Here is a 22,079-nt window from a genome sequence, read left to right as displayed (position 1 = left end):
GTTTATATACGTAGGAGGTGATTTTTTGAAGATATTATTTCAAGAAATAATTAACAAAGCCATTTCGCAAAATGCTAGCGATATTCATTTTATTCCTTGTGAAGAAGAAGTACATATTAAATTTAGGGTTAACGATTGTTTGGAATTGTACGACATTTTCAAAATGAAAATTTACCAAAAGTTATTAGTCTACATGAAATTTCAAGCGGGGTTGGACGTGTCTAGTCATCAAGTTGCACAAAGTGGACGTTACACGTATCAATCGAAATCAATTTATTACTTAAGAGTCTCTACATTACCTTTATCACTTGGCATAGAAAGTTGCGTCATTAGAATCATTCCTCAGTATTTTCAATGCAAAAAAGAATATAAAGATTTCAAAGACTTTAAGTATTTAATGAATAAAAAGCAAGGGCTTATATTATTTACTGGACCAACTGGTTCTGGTAAGAGTACCTTAATGTATCAAATGGTGTTATGTGCGCATGAGGAATTGAATCTCAATGTTATTTCAATCGAGAATCCTGTAGAACAGCTTATAAAAGGAATTACACAAGTTTCTATTAATAAAAAAGCTGGCATTGATTACGTGAACTCCTTTAAGGCGATTTTAAGATGTGATCCTGACGTAATTTTAATAGGAGAGATAAGAGACGCTGAAGTAGCTAAATGTGTTATACAAGCAAGCTTGAGTGGCCATCTCGTGTTATCCACGATGCATTCGAGTAATTGTAAAGGAGCGATTTTAAGATTACTTGAAATGGGCATTAGTGTCCAAGAAATAAGCCAAGCCATTAATCTAATATCGAATCAACGTTTAATTACTAACAACAAGAACCAACGACAACTTGTTTGTGAAATAATCAATAATAATCAAATCCAATATTTTTTCGAACATAATAATACATTACCTAACAACTTTAATCATTTAGAAGATAAGTTACTATCTTTATCGAGAGAAGGAACAATATGTGAAGATATCGCAAATAAGTATATTTAAACTTCCTAAAAAGAACTTAAATGCTTATCAACAGATTATGCTTTTAGAGAATTTAACAAGCTTACTTAGTAATGGATTTACACTTTTAGAATGCTTTAACTTTATCAATCTATATTTTAAATATAAAGATAAACAGTTAGACACTAAAATTATTAAAAATATTAAAAATGGAATGACTTGTAGCGAAATATTAAAACTTATAGGCTATCCACATTCTATTATTACCCAAATATTTTTCGCACAGAAATATGGTCATATAGATAACGCCTTAAAAGAATCAATTCAATATTTAAAAATTAATGTTAACGCTAAACAACAAATCATAAAGACGATACAGTATCCTTTAATATTGATTATTATTTTTTTGAGTATGATTTTACTTCTAAATTATACTGTTTTGCCTCAATTTGAAACATTATATACAACGATAAATGTTAATCTAACTTTGTTTCAAAGAATTTTAACGCATATCATTTCCACGTTGCCCGCTTCAATATTCACCTTTATTATCTCACTTATACTCATAAGCGCGACTTTATCTATTATTTATACTAAATACGATACTGCTAAAAAGATTAAGTTATTAACTCATATTCCAATTTTAAACATTTACTTTAAGATTATTAAAACCTATCAAGTTTCTACAGACTTAGCGCTATTTTATAAAAATGGTATTAACCTACAAGATATAGTCAAAATATATACGCAACAAGATAATGACTTTTTACAATACTTAGGTCGTCAACTACTGGCTAGTACTAATAATGGCCTTAGTTTAGCTGATAGCCTAGATAAAATTCCATGTTTTCAAAAAGATTTAATTAATTTTATTTCACAAGGAGAGAAAAGTGGCAAATTAGATGTTGAACTTACTATTTATAGTCCAATTTTAATTAAAAGATTTCAAGATACTGCTATAAAGCACACTAAAATAATACAACCTTTAGTATTTTTCTTCTTAGGTTTTTTCATCATAAGTTTATATTTAGTAATTATGCTTCCTATGTTCCAACTAATGCAAAATATTAAATAAGAAATGAGGTTAATATAATGAGAAAATATCTGCAATATATCAAAAAAATGAAAGCATTCACGTTAATAGAGATGTTATTAGTACTTCTAATCATAAGCGTATTGTTAATTTTAATTATTCCAAATATCGCTAAACAAACAGCACACATACAGTCTACAGGATGCGAAGCGCAAGTGAAGATGGTTAATAGTCAAATAGAAGCATACAATTTAAAACACAATAGAATGCCTTCAAGTATTGATGATTTAGTAACAGAAGGCTACATTAAAGAAGGACAAAAGAATTGTAAATCTGGCGAATCAATTACAATTAGTAACGGTGAAGCGATTGCAAATTAGTTTACTAAAAGCCTTTACTTTAGTTGAGAGTTTATTAGTAATGTTAGTACTAACCATATTATTACAACTCTCTTTATCCTCATTTAATTTATCAACCTTATTAAGAGTTAATGATGAACTAAAAGTAAATCAATTAATTACTCAACTTGAGTATTTTAAATCAAAAGCAATTGGTGAAAATCAATCTATAACATTATTATTGAGTAAGAATTCATCTGTAATCAAGGTTATAGAACAAAAGGATAAGAAATATAATTTTAAAATACTAGACGGAAAAATCACTTACGTTTCAAAAGTAAAAACAATCACATTTAATAAAGAGGGTACAATAAATAACTTTGGTTCCTTTATATTACAAGTACACAATCATTTATACAGAATTATCTTCCATATCGATAAGGGGAGAATAAGATATGCCAAAATTTAACGCTAGTATTCTTGCCGATAGTCTACTTAGCTTTCTAACCATTATGATAATATCAACTATCTTTATCCCTATTTTATTGAAATTAACATTATCTCTAGATGACGAATATGAAAAATTGGAAATGAAACAGGCTATTTTAACTAGTATTAATCATTATAAAAAGGAGGATCTTTTTAAAGGAATTAGATTAGGTAAATATGACATTAAACTTTCTAAAAACTCTATATGTAACGACAATCTCTCTCTTAAAAAGAAAATTTGCATTAAGTACTAAACTTAAAGCTTTCACCTTCATTGAAATGGCGCTCTCACTCTTAATCACAGTTACAATTTTAACGCTATTACCTAACATAATTAAATTAACAAATTTCTACTTTCATGAAGCCTACGAAAATAATCGCACCGAATACTCATTTTTTCAAGCCGATTTATCACACATAGTTAACAACTCACATACAACCTTAAAACTAGAAAATCACAATTCGATTATCGTTCAAACTAAGAATGAACGAAATTATATAAAGTTTAAGAATAATAAACTAATCTACGAAAATGAAGGACGAGGGAATATCACACTACTTAATAATGTTATCGCTGCTAAATTTCATAATACTAACTCAAAAATAATAGTAATAAATCTAAAGATAGGTGATGCTAACCAATACTATGAGAAAACATTATATATTTAAATTAAAAGCATTTATCAGCCCTTACACTTTAATGATCTTTATGATTTACTTGTCTTTAATCACTTTTTATACCACTCAATTTGGTTTAAAATTAAAAACAATCCAGAATATTAATAATTATTATGACCGAACAATTATTGAGAAATTTGAAAAAGGTGATTGAATTGAATAATAAACAAACCCCAATTATTTTAATTGGTTTCATGGGAACTGGTAAGAGTACTATTGGCGAATACTTATCACTAGCCCAAGACATGTCTTTTGTCGATTTAGATATTTATATTGAATTCAAGGAAGAACAATCTATTCCACAACTATTTGAACAGGTAGGCGAGTCAGGTTTTAGAAAGTTGGAATGCAAATACTTGAAAGAATGTATAGAGAAATACGACATTATCGCTACCGGTGGTGGAATTATTGAATATCCAGAGTCGCTAAAAATCTTAAAAAATTCCAAACATGTCATTTGGTTAGATTGCGATATAGAGGTAATTTACAATAGAATTCGAAACGATGCCCACAGACCGAATGCAAAAGACAAAAGTAAAAAACAATTAAAAAACTTGTATTTATCAAGGGTTTCAAGATATAATGAAATCGCATTCATGAAAGTGAATAGTGAAAAAACAATCAAAGATGTTTGTGATTTAATCACAAATAATCTATCTTGCGGTTGATCAGTATTAGAGAGAATAATGTTAATTCTATTTACACATAGTAATTAAACATTATCGCCGAAGGTGCAAGTATTCATACGAAACTCTCAGGCAAAAGGATAATACTGTTACGCATTCCTGGATTAAGTGTATAAACAGGGTAGCTTTTTGCTACTCTGTTTTTTTATAAAAATTATAGGGGGTTTTCAAATGACAAGCGAATTAAAAAAGACACCATTGTATCAAAATTATGTTGATAGTGGTGCTAAAATAGTAGAATTCGGTGGATGGGCTATGCCTGTTCAGTTTACAAGTATCAAAGAAGAACATAATGCGGTTCGATATAACGTAGGTATGTTCGATGTTAGCCATATGGGAGAAATTTCTATTAAAGGCAATGATGCTAGTAAATTTGTCCAATACTTACTTTCAAATGATACTAATAACCTAACTGATACTAAAGCTCAATACACTGCTTTATGTAATGAAGAAGGCGGTATTATTGATGACTTAGTAACTTATAAAGTGGGAGATAATAGTTATTTATTAATTGTAAATGCTGCTAACACAGATAAAGACTTTGATTGGGTTCAAAAACACGCTGAAAAATTTGACGTTGAAGTATCAAATGTATCAGACCAATATGGTCAATTAGCGGTTCAAGGCCCTAAAGCAAGAGATTTAGTTAGTGAATTAGTAGACATCGATGTAAGTGAAATGAAACCATTTGATTTTCAACAAGATGTAACACTATTCGGAAAAAATGTTATTTTATCTCAATCTGGTTATACAGGTGAAGATGGCTTTGAAATCTATTGTAATTCTAAAGATACAGTAGACATTTGGAACGGCTTTGTTGAACATGATGTAGTTCCATGTGGTTTAGGAGCTAGAGATACATTAAGATTAGAAGCTGGATTACCTTTACATGGTCAAGATTTAACTGAATCAATTACACCTTATGAAGGCGGAATTGCTTTTGCGGCTAAGCCTTTAATTGAAGAAGACTTTATTGGTAAATCAGTATTAAAAGACCAAAAAGAAAATGGTTCATCTCGTAGAACTGTAGGACTAGAATTACTTGAAAAAGGTATTGCTAGAACTGGATATACAGTATATGACCTTGATGGAAATGAAATTGGGGAAGTTACTTCAGGAACACAATCTCCTTCTTCAGGTAAATCAATTGCTATGGCAATTATTAAACGCGATGAATTTGAAATGGGACGTGAATTATTAGTTCAAGTCCGTAAAAAACAACTAAAAGCTAAAATTGTTAAGAAAAACCAAATTGAAAAATAACTAAGGGGTGTGTATTGTGAGTCATCGTTATATACCGTTAACTGAAAAAGATAAAAAAGAAATGTTAGACACGATTGGTGCTAACTCTATCAATGAATTATTTGGTGATGTACCAGAAGATATTTTATTAAATAGAGATTTAAATATCGCAAGTGGTGAAGCTGAAACATCACTATTAAGAAGATTAAGTAATGTAGCTAAAAAGAACGTTACTAAAGAAACACATGCTTCTTTCCTAGGAGCAGGAGTTTATGATCATTATGCGCCAGCCGTAGTAGACGCTATGATTTCACGCTCTGAATTTTATACAGCTTATACACCTTATCAACCAGAAATTTCTCAAGGTGAATTACAAGCAATTTTTGAATTCCAAACACTAATTTGTGAATTAACAAATATGGATGTTGCAAACTCTTCTATGTATGATGGAATTACTAGTTTTGCAGAAGCTTGTATTTTAGCCTTTAACCATACTAAGAAAAATAAAATTGTAGTTTCTAAAGGTCTTCATTATCAAGCGTTACAAGTTCTAAATACTTATGTAAAAGTACGTGAAGATTTCGAGATTGTTGAAGTCGACTTAGATGGTACGATTACTGATTTAGATAAACTAGAAAAAGCAATGGATGATGAAACTGCAGCTGTAGCAGTTCAATATCCTAACTTCTACGGTTCTATTGAAGATTTAGAAAAAATTCAATCATTTATTGAAGATAAAAAAGCCTTATTCATCGTATATGCTAACCCATTAGCATTAGGATTATTAACTCCTCCAGGTTCATTTGGCGCAGATATTGTTGTAGGTGATACTCAACCATTTGGTATTCCAACACAATTTGGTGGACCTCACTGTGGTTACTTCGCAACAACTAAAAAATTAATGCGTAAAGTACCTGGTAGATTAGTTGGTGAAACTAAAGATGAAGATGGTAATAGAGGATTTGTATTAACATTACAAGCTCGTGAACAACATATTCGTCGTGATAAAGCGACTTCAAATATTTGTTCTAACCAAGCGCTTAATGCGTTAGCTTCATCAATTGCAATGTCTGCTCTTGGTAAACAAGGTGTTTACGATATTGCGGTTCAAAACTTAGAACATGCTAATTACGCTAAAAACCAATTTAAAGATAAAGGTTTCGAAGTTCTAGACGGTACTTCATTTAACGAATTCGTTGTTAAATTCGATCAACCTATTAAAGAAATCAATAAAAAATTAGCACATGAAGGATTCATTGGCGGATTTGATTTAAGCGAAGCTTCAAAAGACTTTGAAAATCATATGCTAGTGGCCGTTACTGAATTAAGAACAAAAGATGAAATTGACACATTTGTTGAGAAAGCTGGTGAGCTAAATGGTAGTAAGTAAATCAAGTCCATTAATTTTTGAAAGATCTCGCGCAGATAGATATGCTTATTCATTACCACAAAGTGATATCAAAAGTGATTCTGTAGAGAGTATCTTAGACGATAAATTTATTCGTAAAGATAAAGCTGAATTTCCTGAAGTAGCAGAATTAGATTTAGTACGTCACTATACAGAACTTTCTAATAAAAACTTTGGTGTTGATTCAGGATTTTACCCATTAGGTTCTTGTACAATGAAATACAACCCTAAAATTAATGAAAAAGTAGCACGTATTCCTGGATTTGCTGAATCACATCCACTTCAAGAAGAAGAACAAGTTCAAGGTTCTTTAGAAATCATTTATAGTTTACAAGAAGAACTTAAAGAAATTACTGGTATGGATGAAGTAACATTACAACCAGCTGCAGGTGCTCATGGTGAGTGGACTGCATTAATGATTTTTAAATCTTATCATATTAAAAACGGTGAAAGTCATCGTGACGAAGTTATCGTGCCTGACTCAGCGCATGGTACTAACCCTGCATCAGCTTCATTTGCTGGTTTTAAAGCTGTGACTGTAAAATCAAACGAACGTGGAGAAGTCGATATCGAAGACTTAAAACGCGTTGTTAATGAAAATACGGCAGCTATCATGTTAACTAACCCTAATACTTTAGGTATTTTCGAGAAAAACATTATGGAAATCCGTGAGATTGTGCATGAAGCAGGCGGTTTATTATACTATGATGGTGCAAACTTAAACGCTATTATGGATAAGGTACGTCCTGGAGATATGGGCTTTGACGCAGTACATCTAAACTTACACAAAACGTTCACAGGCCCTCACGGTGGTGGCGGACCTGGTTCAGGACCAGTAGGCGTTAAAAAAGAATTAGCAAGCTATTTACCAAAACCAATGGTAATTAAAGACGGCGATAAATTTAAATATGACAATGATATTGAAAATTCTATTGGTCGAGTTAAACCATTCTATGGTAACTTCGGAATTTACTTAAGAGCTTATACGTACATTAGAACTATGGGTGCTGAAGGCTTAAGAGAAGTATCTGAAGCTGCAGTATTAAATGCTAATTATATTAAAGCAAGTCTTAAAGACCACTTTGAAATTCCATATGAACAATATTGTAAACACGAATTTGTACTTAGTGGTTCTAAGCAAAAAGAAAACGGTGTACGTACATTAGATATGGCTAAACGTTTATTAGACTTTGGTGTACATCCACCAACTATCTATTTCCCACTTAATGTAGAAGAAGGTATGATGATTGAGCCAACTGAAACTGAATCTAAAGAAACATTAGATTACTTCATTAAATCTATGATTCAAATTGCTGAAGAAGCTAAAGAAAATCTAGATACAGTTTTAGAAGCTCCTCATACAACAATTATTGACAGATTAGATGAAACAACAGCTGCTCGTAAACCAGTGCTTAAATTTGAGCACTTACATTCTGAAAAAGAATAGTAATAGAGTAGTGAACTGAATTAGAACTATGAGAAAAGCTGAGACATTTTACACGAATGTCTCAGCTTTTAGTTTTATCTGTAGATAACTGAAGGAAATATAAGTATCAATCCCATATTTTTTGATCTCTGAACAATCTTAGATGGGAGACCGAACTCTTTATAATTATATTAAGTTTCATACGCGGTCACTTTATTTATTAAATTTATTCTGTACTAAGAATTAAAATTCATAACCACTATATAGAATAATCGTAGTTTTTATATCTCTGATAACCAAAAAATAAAAAAACTCTCAAAGATTCAAGTTCTCTGAGAGTTAAACATGGACTATTAAATTATTTTTTCGTTTTAATTTTTCCAGTCCATTTTTTATATCCACCTTTAAGCATATAGATGTTTTTATAGCCATTCTTTTTAAGAATTCTAGCAGCACGATACCCAGCAATACCATTTGCATCACAAAGATATATAGGTTGGTCTTTTCTCAAACCTTGATATCTTTGGCTAAACATTGACATTGGGATGTTACGCGCACCATTGATATGTCCATAGTCATAGTCTACTTTTTCACGTACATCAATAACTTGAGCTTTTCTTAAACCATTATGAAACTCATTTTGATCTAATTCAGTTACTGCACGTTTATTAATAAACCAATTTCCTACCATGTAAAGAATAATTAAAACTATAATAATCAATGCTATGATCAAAGATACATTCATATTGCATCCTCCCTAATTAACCGATATTATAATTATAAGGCCGATAGCTAAATTTATCAAAATTTTTTTATCGTTTATTTATAGTGTTACATTATATGTAAGTAATTTTTATTTAAGTTTTATAAAAGATTAAATGCTGTGATTGGAGTTTTTTTATGACTGAAGTTTGGAATTTTATAAACACTGGTAGCCATGACCCTTATTATAATATGGCAATGGACGAAGCATTACTTAACTTTGTTTCACGAGGTGAAATCGATCCTGTTATCAGATTTTATACTTGGAACCCTGCAACACTTTCAGTTGGCTATTTCCAAAGATTAACAAAAGAAATAGATATTGATAAAGTTAAAGAAAAAGGATTTGGATTAGTAAGACGTCAAACAGGTGGAAGAGGCGTGCTCCATGATAAAGAATTAACATATAGTGTAATTGTGCCTGAATCTCATCCAAATATGCCTTCAACGGTAACAGAAGCCTATCGTGTTATCTCAGAAGGGCTACTAGAAGGCTTTAAGTTACTTGGATTTGAAGCATACTTTGCTATTCCACGTTCTAAAGAAGAAAGAGAAAAATTAAAACAACCAAGAAGTGCAGTATGTTTTGACGCTCCTAGTTGGTATGAATTAGTTGTCGAAGGTCGTAAGATAGCTGGAAGCGCTCAAACGCGTCAAAAAGGCGTAATTCTTCAACATGGTTCATTATTACAAGATGTAGATGTAGATGAATTATTTGATATGTTTACATTTAAAAATGATCGCTTAAAAGAAAAAATGAAAAAAGCGTTTGTCGATAAAGCAGTTGCAATCAATGATATCTCAGATAGACATATCACGTTAGAAGAAATGGAACAAGCCTTTGAAGAAGGATTTAAAAAAGGTTTAGGACTAGAATTCAAACCTTTAACATTAACTGAGGAACAACTAGCTGAAGTCAAAGAACTTGAAGAAAAATATCGTTCTGATGAATGGTTATACAAAAAATAACCATATCTTAAACTATATAATTAACTTAAATTATAACTAAAAAACTCACGCATACTTGCAAAGTATAAGCGTGAGTTTTTCATATTTAAACGAATATATAATTGTAATGTTATTCGTAAGTCATTATTTTCTATTCTTTCTTTTATATTTACGTACTGCTTTTTTATATTTTCTTTGCTCTTCAGTTAAGAAGAAGAAATAATAAATTAAATAAATGATTATAGCTATAATGATTAATGTAAAAATAGTTTTAGCAAATGACATTAAAAACATATTTAGATTTAATAATAAACCAATAGCTGCAATAGCTAAAATGATATAAAATACTACATTTTTCAAATTTAAAACTCCTAATTTACGAACTACTAGACATGTCTATTTGTGATAATTTAGTACGTCCTTGATTTAGTTTATTCTTGTTATTATTTTCATATCCATTTTTGATATCCTTAAATGCTGATTGAATATCTTTATTAATCTGACGGATATTTTTATCTTCTTTTTTATTATTGCTACTCATCTCATTAGTTGAAATAGAGCCTTTATATTTACTATATGCATCGTCAATATCATTCGAAATAGTATTAAGCTTTTCTAAATTTTGCTCTTTATCTTCTTTCTTTTTCTTACTCAAATCAATTTGATTATAATTACCAATGATTTTCACAATATCTTGATAATATTGAGACGATGCTTCTAAAAATCTTGCTTGCTTTTTATTATCAACGGTTTTAGATACGTTCTTCTTATCTTTATTTAAGGCCTCAACTTGAGACTTTTGGTTACTAATATCTTGATTTAGTTGTTGTATATCTAACTTCAAATTATGATTTTCATCTCTTAATTTGGTAGTTTTTTCTTCTAAAGGACCTAAGTTTTGAGACCCACAACCAACCAATAAACAAGAGGCTCCTAAAATGGCTATTAATTTTTTCATGTAAATCTCCCTAAATCAAAATCTCTTTATTTCTAAAATAAGTATGCTATTATTTTAAAGTAAATAGGGAAAATGTACAAATGTTATACTAGGAGTGATTTTTATGGATAAATTAACTAAAGTTCGCGAAATACTTAAACAGCAAAATCTTGATGCGATTGTAATTTTATCAGATTACAATAGAAGATATCTTTCAGGTTTTACGGGAACTAGTGGCGCTTTAGTAATTACATCGACTCAAAACCAACTAATTACTGATTTCCGTTATATTGAGCAAGCAACAAATCAAGCTACTAATTTTGAAATAGTTAATAGAAGTGAGGGGTTAATTGATGAAATTAAATCGATTATTACTAAGCTTAATTTACAACGTGTTGGGTTTGAAGGTCATTTAATAAGTTATGATACATATCAATCTCTTAATGAAACATCTGCTACTTTCATTAGTATTGGCGAAGTAATTGAAGAAATTAGACAAATTAAATCTCCTGAAGAAATTGAGAAAATTAAACATGCTGCTAAAATAGTGGACGACACGTACAACTATATCTTAGAAGTGGCGAAAGCCGGTATGACTGAAAAAGAATTAAAAGCATTACTAGAAAGCAAAATGCTACATTTAGGTGCTGAAGGTCCTTCATTCGATACAATAGTAGCTTCAGGTTATAGAGGCGCACTCCCTCATGGAGTAGCAAGTGATAAAGTTATTGAACAAGGCGATATGATTACATTAGATTTTGGTGCTTACTATGAGGGTTATTGTTCTGACATTACTAGAACCTTCGCTATTGGTGAACCAGACCCTAAAATGAAAGAAATATATAATATTGTTCTAGAATCTCAAATTAAAGCAATTAATGAAATTAAACCAGGGATGACTGTTCAAGAAGCTGATGCTTTATCTAGAGATTATATTGATGCTCATGGTTACGGTAAAGAGTTTGGTCATTCATTAGGTCATGGTATTGGTTTAGATATTCATGAAGGGCCTTTATTATCTAAAAATGCTAAAGGTACAATTCAAGTAAATAACTGTGTTACTATTGAACCAGGAATTTATGTCGATGGTCTTGGTGGCGTGCGTATCGAAGACGATATTTTAATTACTGAAAATGGTTGTGAAGTCTTTACTAAATGCACGAAAGACCTTATTATTTTAAAGTAAGCGTATAATTGAGGAGGAAACTGAATGATTTCGGTTAATGATTTTAAAACAGGTTTAACTATTTCTGTAGATAATGGTATTTGGAAAGTTATTGATTTCCAACACGTAAAACCAGGTAAAGGTTCTGCTTTCGTACGTTCTAAATTACGTAATCTTAGAACTGGCGCTATTCAAGAAAAAACTTTCAGAGCTGGTGAGAAAGTAGAACAAGCAATGATTGAAAATCGCCGTATGCAATATTTATATGCAGATGGTGACAACCATGTATTTATGGATAATGAAACATTTGATCAAACTGAATTATCAGCTGATTATTTAAAAGACGAATTAAAATATTTAAAAGCTAGTATGGAAGTTCAAATTCAGTCTTATGAAGGTGAAACAATCGGCGTTGAATTACCAAAAACTGTTGAGTTAGAAGTGACTGAAACAGAACCAGGAATTAAAGGTGATACAGCTACTGGTGCTACTAAATCAGCTACAGTTGAAACAGGTTACACTTTAAACGTACCTTTATTTATTAATGAAGGCGATGTCTTAGTTATCAATACTAGCGATGGTAGTTACATCTCAAGAGCATAATCTCAAATTTTAATATTAGTTAACTAGAATTTATCGTAATATGCTTCTTATAACTATATCTAAATTATACAGTCAGGGACATTAATATCCTTGGCTGTTTTTTATATTAATTTACTTGTTACATACTTAATAATAGAATGTACTTTACCATTAATAGTACAATATAGTAATAAGCTAAACTCTATCACATCCAAAATGAGACATGCTTGAATTGGTTGTTCCAGTCAAGTAAAATAGATTGGTAGATGAAAACTAAGTCAAGGAGTCAGTAACTTATGAATTTTAAAGAAGTAAAAGAATTAATCGAAATTCTTGATCAATCGAGTTTAACTGAAATTAATATTGAAGATAACAAGGGCAGCGTAATTAACTTAAAGAAACAAAAAGAAACTGAAATAATTACGCCACAATATACACAACAAGCACCTATGATGGCACCTCAAGCAGCGCCAATGACTCAAGCTCCAAGCAATAATGAAGCTACGGCATCACCAAGTGCTGATAGTGCATCTAATGATGATACAAATTATCAAACAATCAATGCACCTATGGTCGGTACATTCTATAAATCACCATCACCTGAAGAGGACGCTTATGTTCAAGTGGGCGATAAAGTAACTAGTGATTCAACTGTATGTATTTTAGAAGCAATGAAATTATTTAATGAAATCCAAGCAGAAGTTTCTGGCGAAATCGTAGAAATCCTAGTAGAAGACGGGCAAATGGTAGAGTATGGCCAACCGTTATTCAAGGTGAAATAATGAAAAAAATATTAATAGCTAATCGTGGAGAAATTGCAGTTAGAATTATTAGAGCTTGTCACGATTTAGGTATCCAAACTGTAGCTATTTATTCTGAGGGAGATAAAGACGCATTACATACTCAAATTGCTGATGAAGCATATTGCGTTGGTCCTACTCAGTCTAAAGATTCATACTTAAATATTCCGAATATATTATCTATCGCAACTTCAACAGGCTGTGATGGGGTCCATCCGGGATATGGATTCTTAGCTGAAAATGGCGATTTTGCTGAACTATGTGAAGCATGTCAATTAAAATTTATTGGTCCTAGTTATGAGTCTATCCAAAAAATGGGTATAAAAGACGTAGCCAAAGCTGAAATGATAGCTGCTAACGTTCCCGTTGTGCCAGGTAGTGATGGTCTAGTTGAATCTATCGCAGATGCTAAAAAGATAGCATCAGAAATAGGCTATCCTGTCATTATTAAAGCTACTGCTGGCGGCGGTGGTAAAGGGATTCGAGTGGCTCGCACTGAGAAAGAACTTGAAAACGGCTATCGCATGACTCAACAAGAAGCCGAAACTGCATTTGGTAATGGTGGATTGTATCTTGAGAAGTTCATCGAAAACTTCCGTCATATTGAAATCCAAATTATTGGAGATCAATTTGGTAATGTAATTCATCTTGGAGAAAGAGATTGTACAATTCAACGACGCATGCAAAAGTTAGTTGAAGAATCTCCTTCACCAATTTTATCTGATGCTAAACGTCAAGAAATGGGTAATGCAGCAGTAAGAGCTGCAAAAGCCGTTAACTATGAAAATGCCGGAACTATTGAATTTATTTACGATTTAAATGAAGATAACTTTTATTTCATGGAAATGAATACGCGTATTCAAGTAGAACATCCTGTAACTGAAATGGTAACAGGAATCGATTTAGTTAAATTACAATTAAAAGTAGCAATGGGTGAAGCTTTACCATACACACAAGATGATATAACTATCAATGGTCATGCAATTGAATATAGAATTAATGCTGAAAATCCATATAAAAACTTCATGCCTTCTCCAGGTAAAATAACTCAATACTTAGCACCAGGCGGGTATGGTGTAAGAATCGAATCAGCATGTTATACCAATTACACGATACCACCATATTATGATTCAATGGTGGCAAAGCTCATTGTACATGAACCAACTCGAGATGAAGCGATAATGACAGGAATTAGAGCATTAAGTGAGTATTTAATTTTAGGCATTGATACTACAATACCTTTCCATCTCAAACTAATGAATAATGACATATTCAGAAGTGGTTCATTTAATACTAATTTCTTAGAAAAATACAACATTATGGATGATAGTGAGTAGGAGGTTAAATCATATGGTAAATGTAGCAGATTATTCATCTTCTAATTTAGGTAAAATTGAAATTGCACCTGAGGTAATTCAAGTCATTGCGAGTATCGCAGTCTCTGAGGTTGAAGGGGTAACAGGTCATTTTTCCGAATTGAAAAATAGTAACCTCGAAAAAATAAGTCGTAAAAACCTTAATAAAAATTTAAAAATTGAGGCAAAAGAAGATGGCATTCAAATAGATGTGTATTGCTCAATCAAACATGGTATTAACATATCTAAATTTGCTAGTAAAATACAAACTTCTATCTTCAACTCAATTAAAACTATGACTGCTATAGAACCTAAAGAGATTAACGTTCATATCATGCATATTACTGCAGAATAAAATAAAGAAACATTAAATTAAGGAGTTATTTATGAGTCGTAAAGAATCGAGAAAACAAGCGTTTCAAACATTATTTCAGTTAGAAATGAAAAATACTGACTTAACGATTAATGAAGCAATTAACTTTATCAAAGATGACTATCCAGACTTAGATTTAAAATTTATAGAGTGGTTAGTTACTGGTGTAAAAGACCATGAACCAGTTTTAGATAATACGATTGAACCTAAATTAAAAGACTGGTCACTTCAACGTTTATTAAAAACAGACCGTATCATTTTGAGAATGGCAACATTCGAACTACTTCATAGTGATACTCCTCCAAAAGTAATTATTAACGAAGCTGTAGAATTAACTAAACAATTTAGTGATGACGACCACTATAAATTTATCAATGGTGTTTTAAGTAATATAAACTAATAATATTGAGTGATAATTATGTCAGAGTATTTAAGCATAACAACTTTAACTAAATATATTAAATATAAATTTGACCAAGATCCTCATTTACAGTCAGTACTGCTCAAAGGAGAGCTTTCTAATTTTAAAAGACATTCTAGTGGGCACTTATACTTTAATGTAAAGGATAAGGATAGCGTTATCAGTGCAATGATGTTTAAAGGAAGTGCTTCTAAACTTACTTTTGATCCTAAAGAAGGAGATGAGGTGCTACTCGAGGCACGGGTTTCTGTCTATGAGCGTAGAGGGAATTATCAAATTTATGTTAATAAAATGGAATTAGATGGGATAGGTAATCTCTATCAAAAATTAGAGCAGCTTAAAAACAAACTATCTAAGCAAGGCTATTTTAATAAGGAGCATAAAAAAGCAATTTCAAAATTCCCGAAAAAAATAGCTATATTAACAGCTAGTACAGGAGCTGCAATTAGAGATATTCAATCTACAATTGAAAGTAGATATCCTTTAGTTGAAAAAATTCCATTAAGTACTTTAGTACAAGGGACACAAGCTAAAAAAGATATCATCGAAAAAATTGAATATGCTGATACATTAGGCGTAGATACTATTATCGTAGGACGCGGTGGTGGTTCAATTGAAGATTTGTGGAACTTTAATGAAGAAGACGTAGTAAAAGCAATTTATAATTGTAATACTCCAATCATCTCGGCAGTTGGACATGAAACAGATTTCACACTAAGTGATTTTGTTGCGGATGTAAGGGCAGCAACGCCTACACAAGCAGCCGTTATTGCAACGCCAGATCAATATGAACTCATGCAACAAATCAAGCAGTATCAATTTTCATTAACTAAATTTATTAAACAATTTGTCGAGAAACAACAACAACATTTAAATCATCTTTCTTCGTATTATAAATTTAAGCAGCCCTCATTACTGTATGACCAACAAATTCAAAGAAGAGATGATTTAGAAAGACAATTAAAACAATTGCTAACATCAAAAATTGAAAATAAAAGAAATGAAATTAAATTATTACGCAATTATTTTAATTTGAAAAAGCTCAACCAATCAATTACCCAGAATCAACAACACTTAAATAATTATCGTAATCGCTTAATTAATACGACTAATAAGAACATCCAAAATAGTCATAACAAACTAAAGAATAAAATAGAACAACTCGATAATTTAAGTCCTACAAATACAATGTTGAGAGGTTATTCAATTATCAACAAAAAGGACAAAGTCATTACGAGTACTCATGATTTAGCAGAAAATGATGAAATTACATTATCTATGAAAGATGGTAGTGTTGATGCCATTGTTAAGAAAGTAAGGTGTGAAGATGAGTAAAGAACAACAAAGCTTTGAAGAAATGATGCAAGAATTAGAAAATATAGTTCAGAAATTAGATAACGAAACAGTTTCTCTTGAAGAGTCACTAGATTTATATCAACGTGGTATGAAATTATCAGCAGCATGTGATTCAACTTTAAAAGATGCTGAAAACAAAGTAAATCAATTGATCAAAGACGAAACCGAGGTTGAAGATGATGAAGAAGTCAATGAATGATTTGATTGAAAATATTAATAATGATCTTAACGGTATTATTGGGACATCACCTTTAAAAACTAATTTAGAAGAGAGCATGCAATATTCTTTAAATGCAGGTGGCAAAAGAATACGTCCTTTACTCATACTACTTACACTAGATGTATTAAATGCAGATTATAACAAAGGACGTCAAACAGCACTTGCGCTTGAAATGATTCACACTTATTCACTTATCCATGATGATTTACCAGCCATGGATAACGATGATTATAGACGTGGTAAACTTACAAATCATAAAGTTTATGGTGAATGGAAAGCCATCTTAGCTGGAGATGCATTATTGACTAAGGCTTTTGAATTAGTCGCTAATGATGACCTACTAAGTGCTGATGTTAAAGTAAAAATTATCTCTAGATTAGCACATGATAGTGGTCATTTAGGAATGGTCGGTGGACAAACACTTGATATGGAAAGTGAAGATTCACCAATTGATATAGCAACATTGGAACAAATTCACAAAGCTAAAACTGGCGCGTTATTAAAATTTGCTATTCTGAGTGCCGCTGAGATAGCAGAAGTCGACCAAGCCACTTTCGAAGCACTTGAAACATATAGTGAACATCTCGGTTTAATGTTTCAGATTAAAGATGATTTACTCGACATTTATGGTGATGAAGCGAAATTAGGTAAAAAAGTTGGAAGCGACTTAGAAAATGATAAAAGTACTTATGTATCATTATTAGGTAAAGAGGGCGCTGAAGAAAAACTAGAATATCATAAAGATAGCGCCATTCAATCAATTAACCAATTGTCTTCTAACTATGATATTGAGCCTTTACTAGATATTGTAAATCTTTTTTATAATAGAGATCACTAAACAATTTAAATAACTTCTCCCTTCAAAGTAGATAGTAAATACATAATGACTTTGAAGGGTTTTATTTTTAGAATAGATTTTGCTAATTATTTTAAAAAACGCTAACTTTTTTCATAAGTATTTATAATTTTATACATTATACAAATGGATTATTCAACAATTTAATAAGTCAAACTAACTTAACTTCAAGATAAGATGCACGTCATATCAGTATTTTACACAAATCAACTTTAGTAGTAGTTCATATATAGTTGTGTTAAAATTAATGTATAAATATTCGAAACCAGGAGTGTTCATAATGGCAAAAAAATCAGTGAGACATATAAAAATTAGAGAAATTATCTCAAGTGAACAGATAGAGACCCAAGATGAACTTGTTAAACGTCTAAATGAATACGACCTTAATGTTACTCAAGCTACTGTTTCACGAGACATTAAAGAATTACAACTAATCAAAGTTCCAGCACCATCAGGTCAGTACGTCTACAGCCTACCTAATGATCGTAAGTATCATCCATTAGAAAAACTTGGAAGATACTTGATGGATTCATTTGTAAATATCGAAGGAACAGACAATCTATTAGTCTTAAAAACATTACCAGGCAATGCGCAATCTATAGGTGCAATTCTTGATCAAATTGATTGGGATGAAGTGCTTGGAACGATTTGTGGCGACGATACTTGTCTTTTGATTTGTAGAGATAAAGAAGCAAGTAATACAATTAAAACTAGAATTTTCAATTTATTATAAGGATGCGATGTTTCCATGTTACAAACCTTATCAATAAAACAATTTGCAATCATCGATGAATTAGAAATTCATTTTTCAGATGGGTTAACTGTGTTAAGTGGTGAAACCGGTTCTGGGAAATCTATCATCATAGATGCAATCGGTCAATTGATTGGCGTGCGTGCTTCATCTGACTATGTAAGGCATGGTGAGAAGAAAGCGATTATCGAAGGTATCTTTGATATTGATAATAGTAAGGATGCTATTGAAGTACTTCACAATTTAGATATTGATATCGATGAAGATTTCTTATTAGTTAAGCGAGAAATTTTTAGCTCTGGGAAAAGTATTTGCAGATTAAATAATCAAATCGTTACACTTCAAGATTTGCGAAAAGTTATGCAGGAACTTCTAGATATTCATGGTCAACATGAGACTCAGACACTATTAAAACAAAAATATCATCTTAAACTATTAGATGATTACGCCGAAGAGAAATATTTAAAAACTAAAGAGAAATATCAACATATTTTCAATGAATATAAAAATAAAAAACAAGAATTAGAAGAACTTGAGTCAGCTGACCAAGCATTACTTCAACGTCTAGATTTAATGAAATTCCAATATGAAGAGTTAACGGAAGCATCTCTTAAAGAGGGCGAAGCTGAACAATTAGAAGTAGATATCCGTAGAATTCAAAATTCTGAAAAGTTAAGCTTAGCTCTAAATAATGCGCATCTTACTTTAACAGATGAACATGCGATAACTGATAGATTATATGAATTGAGTAATCATCTACAATCAATTGATGAAATTCTGCCTGATAAATTTACTAAATTAAAAGAAGACATAGACCAGTTTTATTATACGCTTGAAGATGCAAAACACGAATTGTATGACGAAATGTCTAATACAGAGTTTGACGAGCAAACATTAAACGAATTAGAGTCTAGAATGAATTTACTCAATAATTTAAAACGAAAATATGGAAAAGATATTTCCGAATTAATCAATTATCAAGATAAATTAAAAAATGAAATTGCTAAAATTGAAAATTATGAAGAAAGTACGTCACAACTAAGAGATGAAATCGCTCAACTTTATAAACAAGTGATGTCACAAGGTAAGAAACTATCTGATGAGCGTCGTAAAGTTGCACTTGTTTTGAGAGATCACATAGTTGCGGAAATACAAAACTTACAAATGAAAGATGCAAATCTTGAAATTTCCTTCCAACCTTTAGAAAGTCCTACAATTAATGGTATAGAATTTGTAGAATTTTTAATTAGTCCTAATAAAGGCGAACCACTTAAAAGTCTTAATAAAATTGCTTCAGGCGGTGAATTGTCTCGAATTATGCTCGCCCTTAAAAGTATATTCGTCCAATCACGTGGTCAAACTGCTATTTTATTCGATGAAGTGGATTCAGGGGTTTCAGGTCAAGCTGCTCAGAAAATGGCAGAAAAAATGCGCGATATAGCTGAATATATTCAAGTTATTTGTATCTCTCACTTGCCTCAAGTTGCTTCAATGAGTGATCACCATTTACTAATTAGCAAAGCTTCAACGGATGATCGTACAACAACTCAAGTTAAAGAACTTGAAGATGATGACAAAGTTGATGAAATTGCTCGAATGATTTCGGGTGCAAGTGTAACAGAGTTAACACGCGAAAATGCTAAAGAAATGATAGCGCAAAATAATCGCAATAAGTAATACACTATTAATAACATAAGTAACTAGACTCAGTTTATGAATTTATTAATAAAACTTTTTGATGTAAAATAAATAAGTATGAATTATATTGGTAGGTTGGGGCATTATCATCTAAAGCTTGATTAGTATTAAAAGATGATGTCCTAGCCTAAAACTAAGTTTAGAGTAGTTAGGAGTAAGCATATGTCTGAAAAGCAATATGACTTAGTTGTATTAGGTGGAGGAACAGCAGGATATGTAGCCGCTATTCGAGCCTCACAATTAGGTAAAAAAGTTGCCATAGTTGAAAAATCATTGTTAGGTGGAACTTGCTTACACAAGGGTTGTATCCCGACTAAGGCATTATTAAAATCTGCAGAAGTGACACGTACGGTACGTCATTCATCTGATTTTGGAGTAAACATCAACGACTTTACAATAGATTTTTCTAAAATGATGGAGCGTAAATCGGAAATTGTTAACCAAATGTATCAAGGCGTTAATAGTCTTATGCAGAAGAATCATATTGATGTATATAATGGCACGGGTCGTATTATGGGTACTTCAATATTTTCACCTCAAAGTGGAACAATATCGGTAGAATATAGTGATGGAGAGTCTGATTTATTACCTAACCAATATGTACTTATTGCTACTGGTTCCGCACCTAAAAGTTTGCCGATTTTAGAATTTGATCATAACCAAATTATTTCTAGTACTGATTTACTAGAAATGTCGGAATTACCATCGAGTGTGGCGATTATAGGTGGCGGTGTAATAGGATTAGAATTTGCTTCTTTACTTATTGATTTAGGAAAAGAAGTTACAGTTATTGAAGCAGGAAATCGTATCTTACCAACTGAGAGTACTCAAATATCAAAGTTTTTAAAAGAAAAATTAGAAGCTAGAGGGGTACAATTTTTTGAAAATTGTCAATTAAACGAAGACGCTTACGAAATTGGTAGCGACCAAGTTGCTATTACGATTGGCAAGACTAAAATTAATGTCGAAAAAGTTTTAGTTGCAATTGGACGTACTCCTAATACAGATGATATTGGGTTGAATAATACTAAGATAAAAAAAGATACTGCTGGATACATATTAGTTAATGAATATCAGCAAACTGAAGATAAACATATTTATGCTGCCGGCGATTGTATTGGAAAGTTACAATTAGCACATGTGGCATCAAAAGAAAGTGTCATAGCGGTTGAACATATGTTTAATGAAGCACCGGTATCTCTTGATTATAATACAATGCCTAAATGCGTATATACATATCCGGAAATAGCTTCGATAGGGCTCAATATTAATAGAGCTAAAGAAGAAGGTCTGAATGTGAAAGCTTACAAAGTTCCTTTCAACTCAAATGGTAAAGCTGTAATTGAAGATAATTCTAGACAACGTGGATTTTGCGAAGTGGTTACCAGCCAAGATACTGGCGATATTATAGGAATAAGTATGGTAGGCCCTCACGTTACTGAACTTATCAATGAAGTAGCCCTTTTACAATTTATGAATGGTTCAGCATTAGAATTAGGTCTTACTACGCATGCTCATCCATCAATATCAGAAGTATTAATGGAATTAGGATTAAAAATAGAGAACAGAGCAATTCATGTTTAATAGGGAGGAAATT

25 protein-coding genes and 1 riboswitch are annotated in these 22,079 nt (G+C 31.4%); of the genes, 22 read left to right on the top strand and 3 right to left on the bottom strand.

What is annotated here, in order from left to right; translation table 11 throughout:
* Positions 1-25 precede the first annotated feature (25 nt).
* The 9 genes from comGA (at position 26) to gcvPB (ending at position 8,279) form a co-directional block, all read left to right on the top strand.
* The gene (gene comGA / locus HS848_RS05095; RefSeq protein ID WP_198611478.1) at positions 26-1,000 is read left to right on the top strand and encodes a competence type IV pilus ATPase ComGA; all 975 of its coding nucleotides are present in this window, start codon (positions 26-28) and stop codon (positions 998-1,000) included.
* On the top strand, positions 972-2,033 hold the full coding sequence (comGB, locus tag HS848_RS05090; protein ID WP_408642060.1) for a competence type IV pilus assembly protein ComGB: 1,062 nt from the start codon (positions 972-974) through the stop codon (positions 2,031-2,033). Before comGA ends, comGB begins: the two co-directional genes overlap by 29 nt.
* Before the next feature lie 17 nt (positions 2,034-2,050).
* On the top strand, positions 2,051-2,371 hold the full coding sequence (gene comGC / locus HS848_RS05085; RefSeq protein WP_103167425.1) for a competence type IV pilus major pilin ComGC: 321 nt from the start codon (positions 2,051-2,053) through the stop codon (positions 2,369-2,371).
* Positions 2,352-2,798, top strand: a complete 447-nt coding sequence (gene comGD, locus HS848_RS05080) for a competence type IV pilus minor pilin ComGD (RefSeq protein WP_332871283.1) — start codon at positions 2,352-2,354, stop codon at positions 2,796-2,798. Before comGC ends, comGD begins: the two co-directional genes overlap by 20 nt.
* Positions 2,785-3,072, top strand: a complete 288-nt coding sequence (locus HS848_RS05075; protein ID WP_107508122.1) for a hypothetical protein — start codon at positions 2,785-2,787, stop codon at positions 3,070-3,072. Before comGD ends, HS848_RS05075 begins: the two co-directional genes overlap by 14 nt.
* Before the next feature lie 573 nt (positions 3,073-3,645).
* Entirely contained in the window at positions 3,646-4,164 is a 519-nt protein-coding gene (locus HS848_RS05070; RefSeq protein ID WP_198611692.1) for a shikimate kinase, read from the top strand.
* Positions 4,161-4,276: riboswitch (glycine riboswitch) on the top strand. Its footprint overlaps the gene before it by 4 nt.
* A 77-nt stretch (positions 4,277-4,353) precedes the next feature.
* Positions 4,354-5,445: a glycine cleavage system aminomethyltransferase GcvT gene (gene gcvT / locus HS848_RS05065; protein ID WP_198611476.1), complete on the top strand. Its 1,092-nt coding sequence runs from the start codon at positions 4,354-4,356 to the stop codon at positions 5,443-5,445.
* A gap of 16 nt (positions 5,446-5,461) precedes the next feature.
* The gene (gcvPA, locus tag HS848_RS05060; protein ID WP_198611475.1) at positions 5,462-6,814 is read left to right on the top strand and encodes an aminomethyl-transferring glycine dehydrogenase subunit GcvPA; all 1,353 of its coding nucleotides are present in this window, start codon (positions 5,462-5,464) and stop codon (positions 6,812-6,814) included.
* On the top strand, positions 6,801-8,279 hold the full coding sequence (gene gcvPB, locus HS848_RS05055) for an aminomethyl-transferring glycine dehydrogenase subunit GcvPB (protein WP_198611474.1): 1,479 nt from the start codon (positions 6,801-6,803) through the stop codon (positions 8,277-8,279). The genes gcvPA and gcvPB overlap by 14 nt, the downstream gene beginning before the upstream one ends.
* Before the next feature lie 337 nt (positions 8,280-8,616).
* Here the strand turns inward: gcvPB and HS848_RS05050 are convergent, their stop codons facing one another.
* Positions 8,617-9,003, bottom strand: a complete 387-nt coding sequence (locus HS848_RS05050) for a rhodanese-like domain-containing protein (RefSeq protein WP_198611473.1) — start codon at positions 9,001-9,003, stop codon at positions 8,617-8,619.
* Between the two features lie 155 nt (positions 9,004-9,158).
* Here HS848_RS05050 and HS848_RS05045 point away from each other — a divergent pair, with 155 nt between their 5' ends.
* Positions 9,159-9,989 carry a lipoate--protein ligase family protein gene (locus HS848_RS05045; protein WP_198611472.1) on the top strand — a complete coding sequence of 277 codons (831 nt, stop codon included), beginning with the start codon at positions 9,159-9,161 and terminating at the stop codon, positions 9,987-9,989.
* A gap of 123 nt (positions 9,990-10,112) precedes the next feature.
* On the opposite strand, the gene HS848_RS05040 is transcribed toward HS848_RS05045, so the two are convergent.
* Positions 10,113-10,328: an SA1362 family protein gene (locus tag HS848_RS05040; RefSeq protein WP_107508113.1), complete on the bottom strand. Its 216-nt coding sequence runs from the start codon at positions 10,326-10,328 to the stop codon at positions 10,113-10,115.
* A gap of 16 nt (positions 10,329-10,344) precedes the next feature.
* Positions 10,345-10,926 (bottom strand): putative periplasmic lipoprotein, encoded by a 582-nt coding sequence (locus HS848_RS05035; RefSeq protein WP_107508112.1) that lies wholly within the window; start codon positions 10,924-10,926, stop codon positions 10,345-10,347.
* Positions 10,927-11,029: 103 nt separating this feature from the next.
* Here HS848_RS05035 and HS848_RS05030 point away from each other — a divergent pair, with 103 nt between their 5' ends.
* The 12 genes from HS848_RS05030 to lpdA all read left to right on the top strand — a co-directional run bounded on the left by HS848_RS05030 (position 11,030) and on the right by lpdA (position 22,066).
* Positions 11,030-12,091, top strand: coding sequence for a M24 family metallopeptidase (locus tag HS848_RS05030; RefSeq protein ID WP_198611471.1), 1,062 nt, complete (start codon positions 11,030-11,032; stop codon positions 12,089-12,091).
* Positions 12,092-12,115: 24 nt separating this feature from the next.
* Entirely contained in the window at positions 12,116-12,673 is a 558-nt protein-coding gene (gene efp, locus HS848_RS05025; protein ID WP_198611470.1) for an elongation factor P, read from the top strand.
* 275 nt (positions 12,674-12,948) lie between these two features.
* On the top strand, positions 12,949-13,434 hold the full coding sequence (gene accB / locus HS848_RS05020; protein WP_198611469.1) for an acetyl-CoA carboxylase biotin carboxyl carrier protein: 486 nt from the start codon (positions 12,949-12,951) through the stop codon (positions 13,432-13,434).
* Positions 13,434-14,789, top strand: a complete 1,356-nt coding sequence (gene accC / locus HS848_RS05015) for an acetyl-CoA carboxylase biotin carboxylase subunit (protein WP_107508108.1) — start codon at positions 13,434-13,436, stop codon at positions 14,787-14,789. Before accB ends, accC begins: the two co-directional genes overlap by 1 nt.
* A gap of 13 nt (positions 14,790-14,802) precedes the next feature.
* Entirely contained in the window at positions 14,803-15,162 is a 360-nt protein-coding gene (locus HS848_RS05010) for an Asp23/Gls24 family envelope stress response protein (protein WP_107508107.1), read from the top strand.
* Positions 15,163-15,193: 31 nt separating this feature from the next.
* On the top strand, positions 15,194-15,580 hold the full coding sequence (nusB, locus tag HS848_RS05005) for a transcription antitermination factor NusB (protein WP_107508106.1): 387 nt from the start codon (positions 15,194-15,196) through the stop codon (positions 15,578-15,580).
* An 18-nt stretch (positions 15,581-15,598) separates the two neighbouring features.
* A complete protein-coding gene (gene xseA, locus HS848_RS05000) occupies positions 15,599-16,936 on the top strand; it encodes an exodeoxyribonuclease VII large subunit (RefSeq protein WP_198611468.1) in 1,338 nt (445 codons plus the stop codon).
* Positions 16,929-17,156 (top strand): exodeoxyribonuclease VII small subunit, encoded by a 228-nt coding sequence (locus HS848_RS04995; RefSeq protein ID WP_103166147.1) that lies wholly within the window; start codon positions 16,929-16,931, stop codon positions 17,154-17,156. The genes xseA and HS848_RS04995 overlap by 8 nt, the downstream gene beginning before the upstream one ends.
* Positions 17,134-18,015 carry a polyprenyl synthetase family protein gene (locus tag HS848_RS04990; RefSeq protein WP_198611467.1) on the top strand — a complete coding sequence of 294 codons (882 nt, stop codon included), beginning with the start codon at positions 17,134-17,136 and terminating at the stop codon, positions 18,013-18,015. The genes HS848_RS04995 and HS848_RS04990 overlap by 23 nt, the downstream gene beginning before the upstream one ends.
* 298 nt (positions 18,016-18,313) lie before the next feature.
* The gene (ahrC, locus tag HS848_RS04985) at positions 18,314-18,766 is read left to right on the top strand and encodes a transcriptional regulator AhrC/ArgR (protein ID WP_107508103.1); all 453 of its coding nucleotides are present in this window, start codon (positions 18,314-18,316) and stop codon (positions 18,764-18,766) included.
* Positions 18,767-18,781: 15 nt separating this feature from the next.
* Positions 18,782-20,461: a DNA repair protein RecN gene (gene recN / locus HS848_RS04980; RefSeq protein WP_198611466.1), complete on the top strand. Its 1,680-nt coding sequence runs from the start codon at positions 18,782-18,784 to the stop codon at positions 20,459-20,461.
* Between the two features lie 183 nt (positions 20,462-20,644).
* A complete protein-coding gene (gene lpdA / locus HS848_RS04975; protein WP_198611465.1) occupies positions 20,645-22,066 on the top strand; it encodes a dihydrolipoyl dehydrogenase in 1,422 nt (473 codons plus the stop codon).
* Positions 22,067-22,079 lie beyond the last annotated feature (13 nt).

Source organism: Staphylococcus caledonicus, from assembly GCF_016238465.1.
GTDB classification, from domain to species: domain Bacteria; phylum Bacillota; class Bacilli; order Staphylococcales; family Staphylococcaceae; genus Staphylococcus; species Staphylococcus caledonicus.
This window is presented reverse-complemented; position numbering and strand designations above follow the sequence as displayed.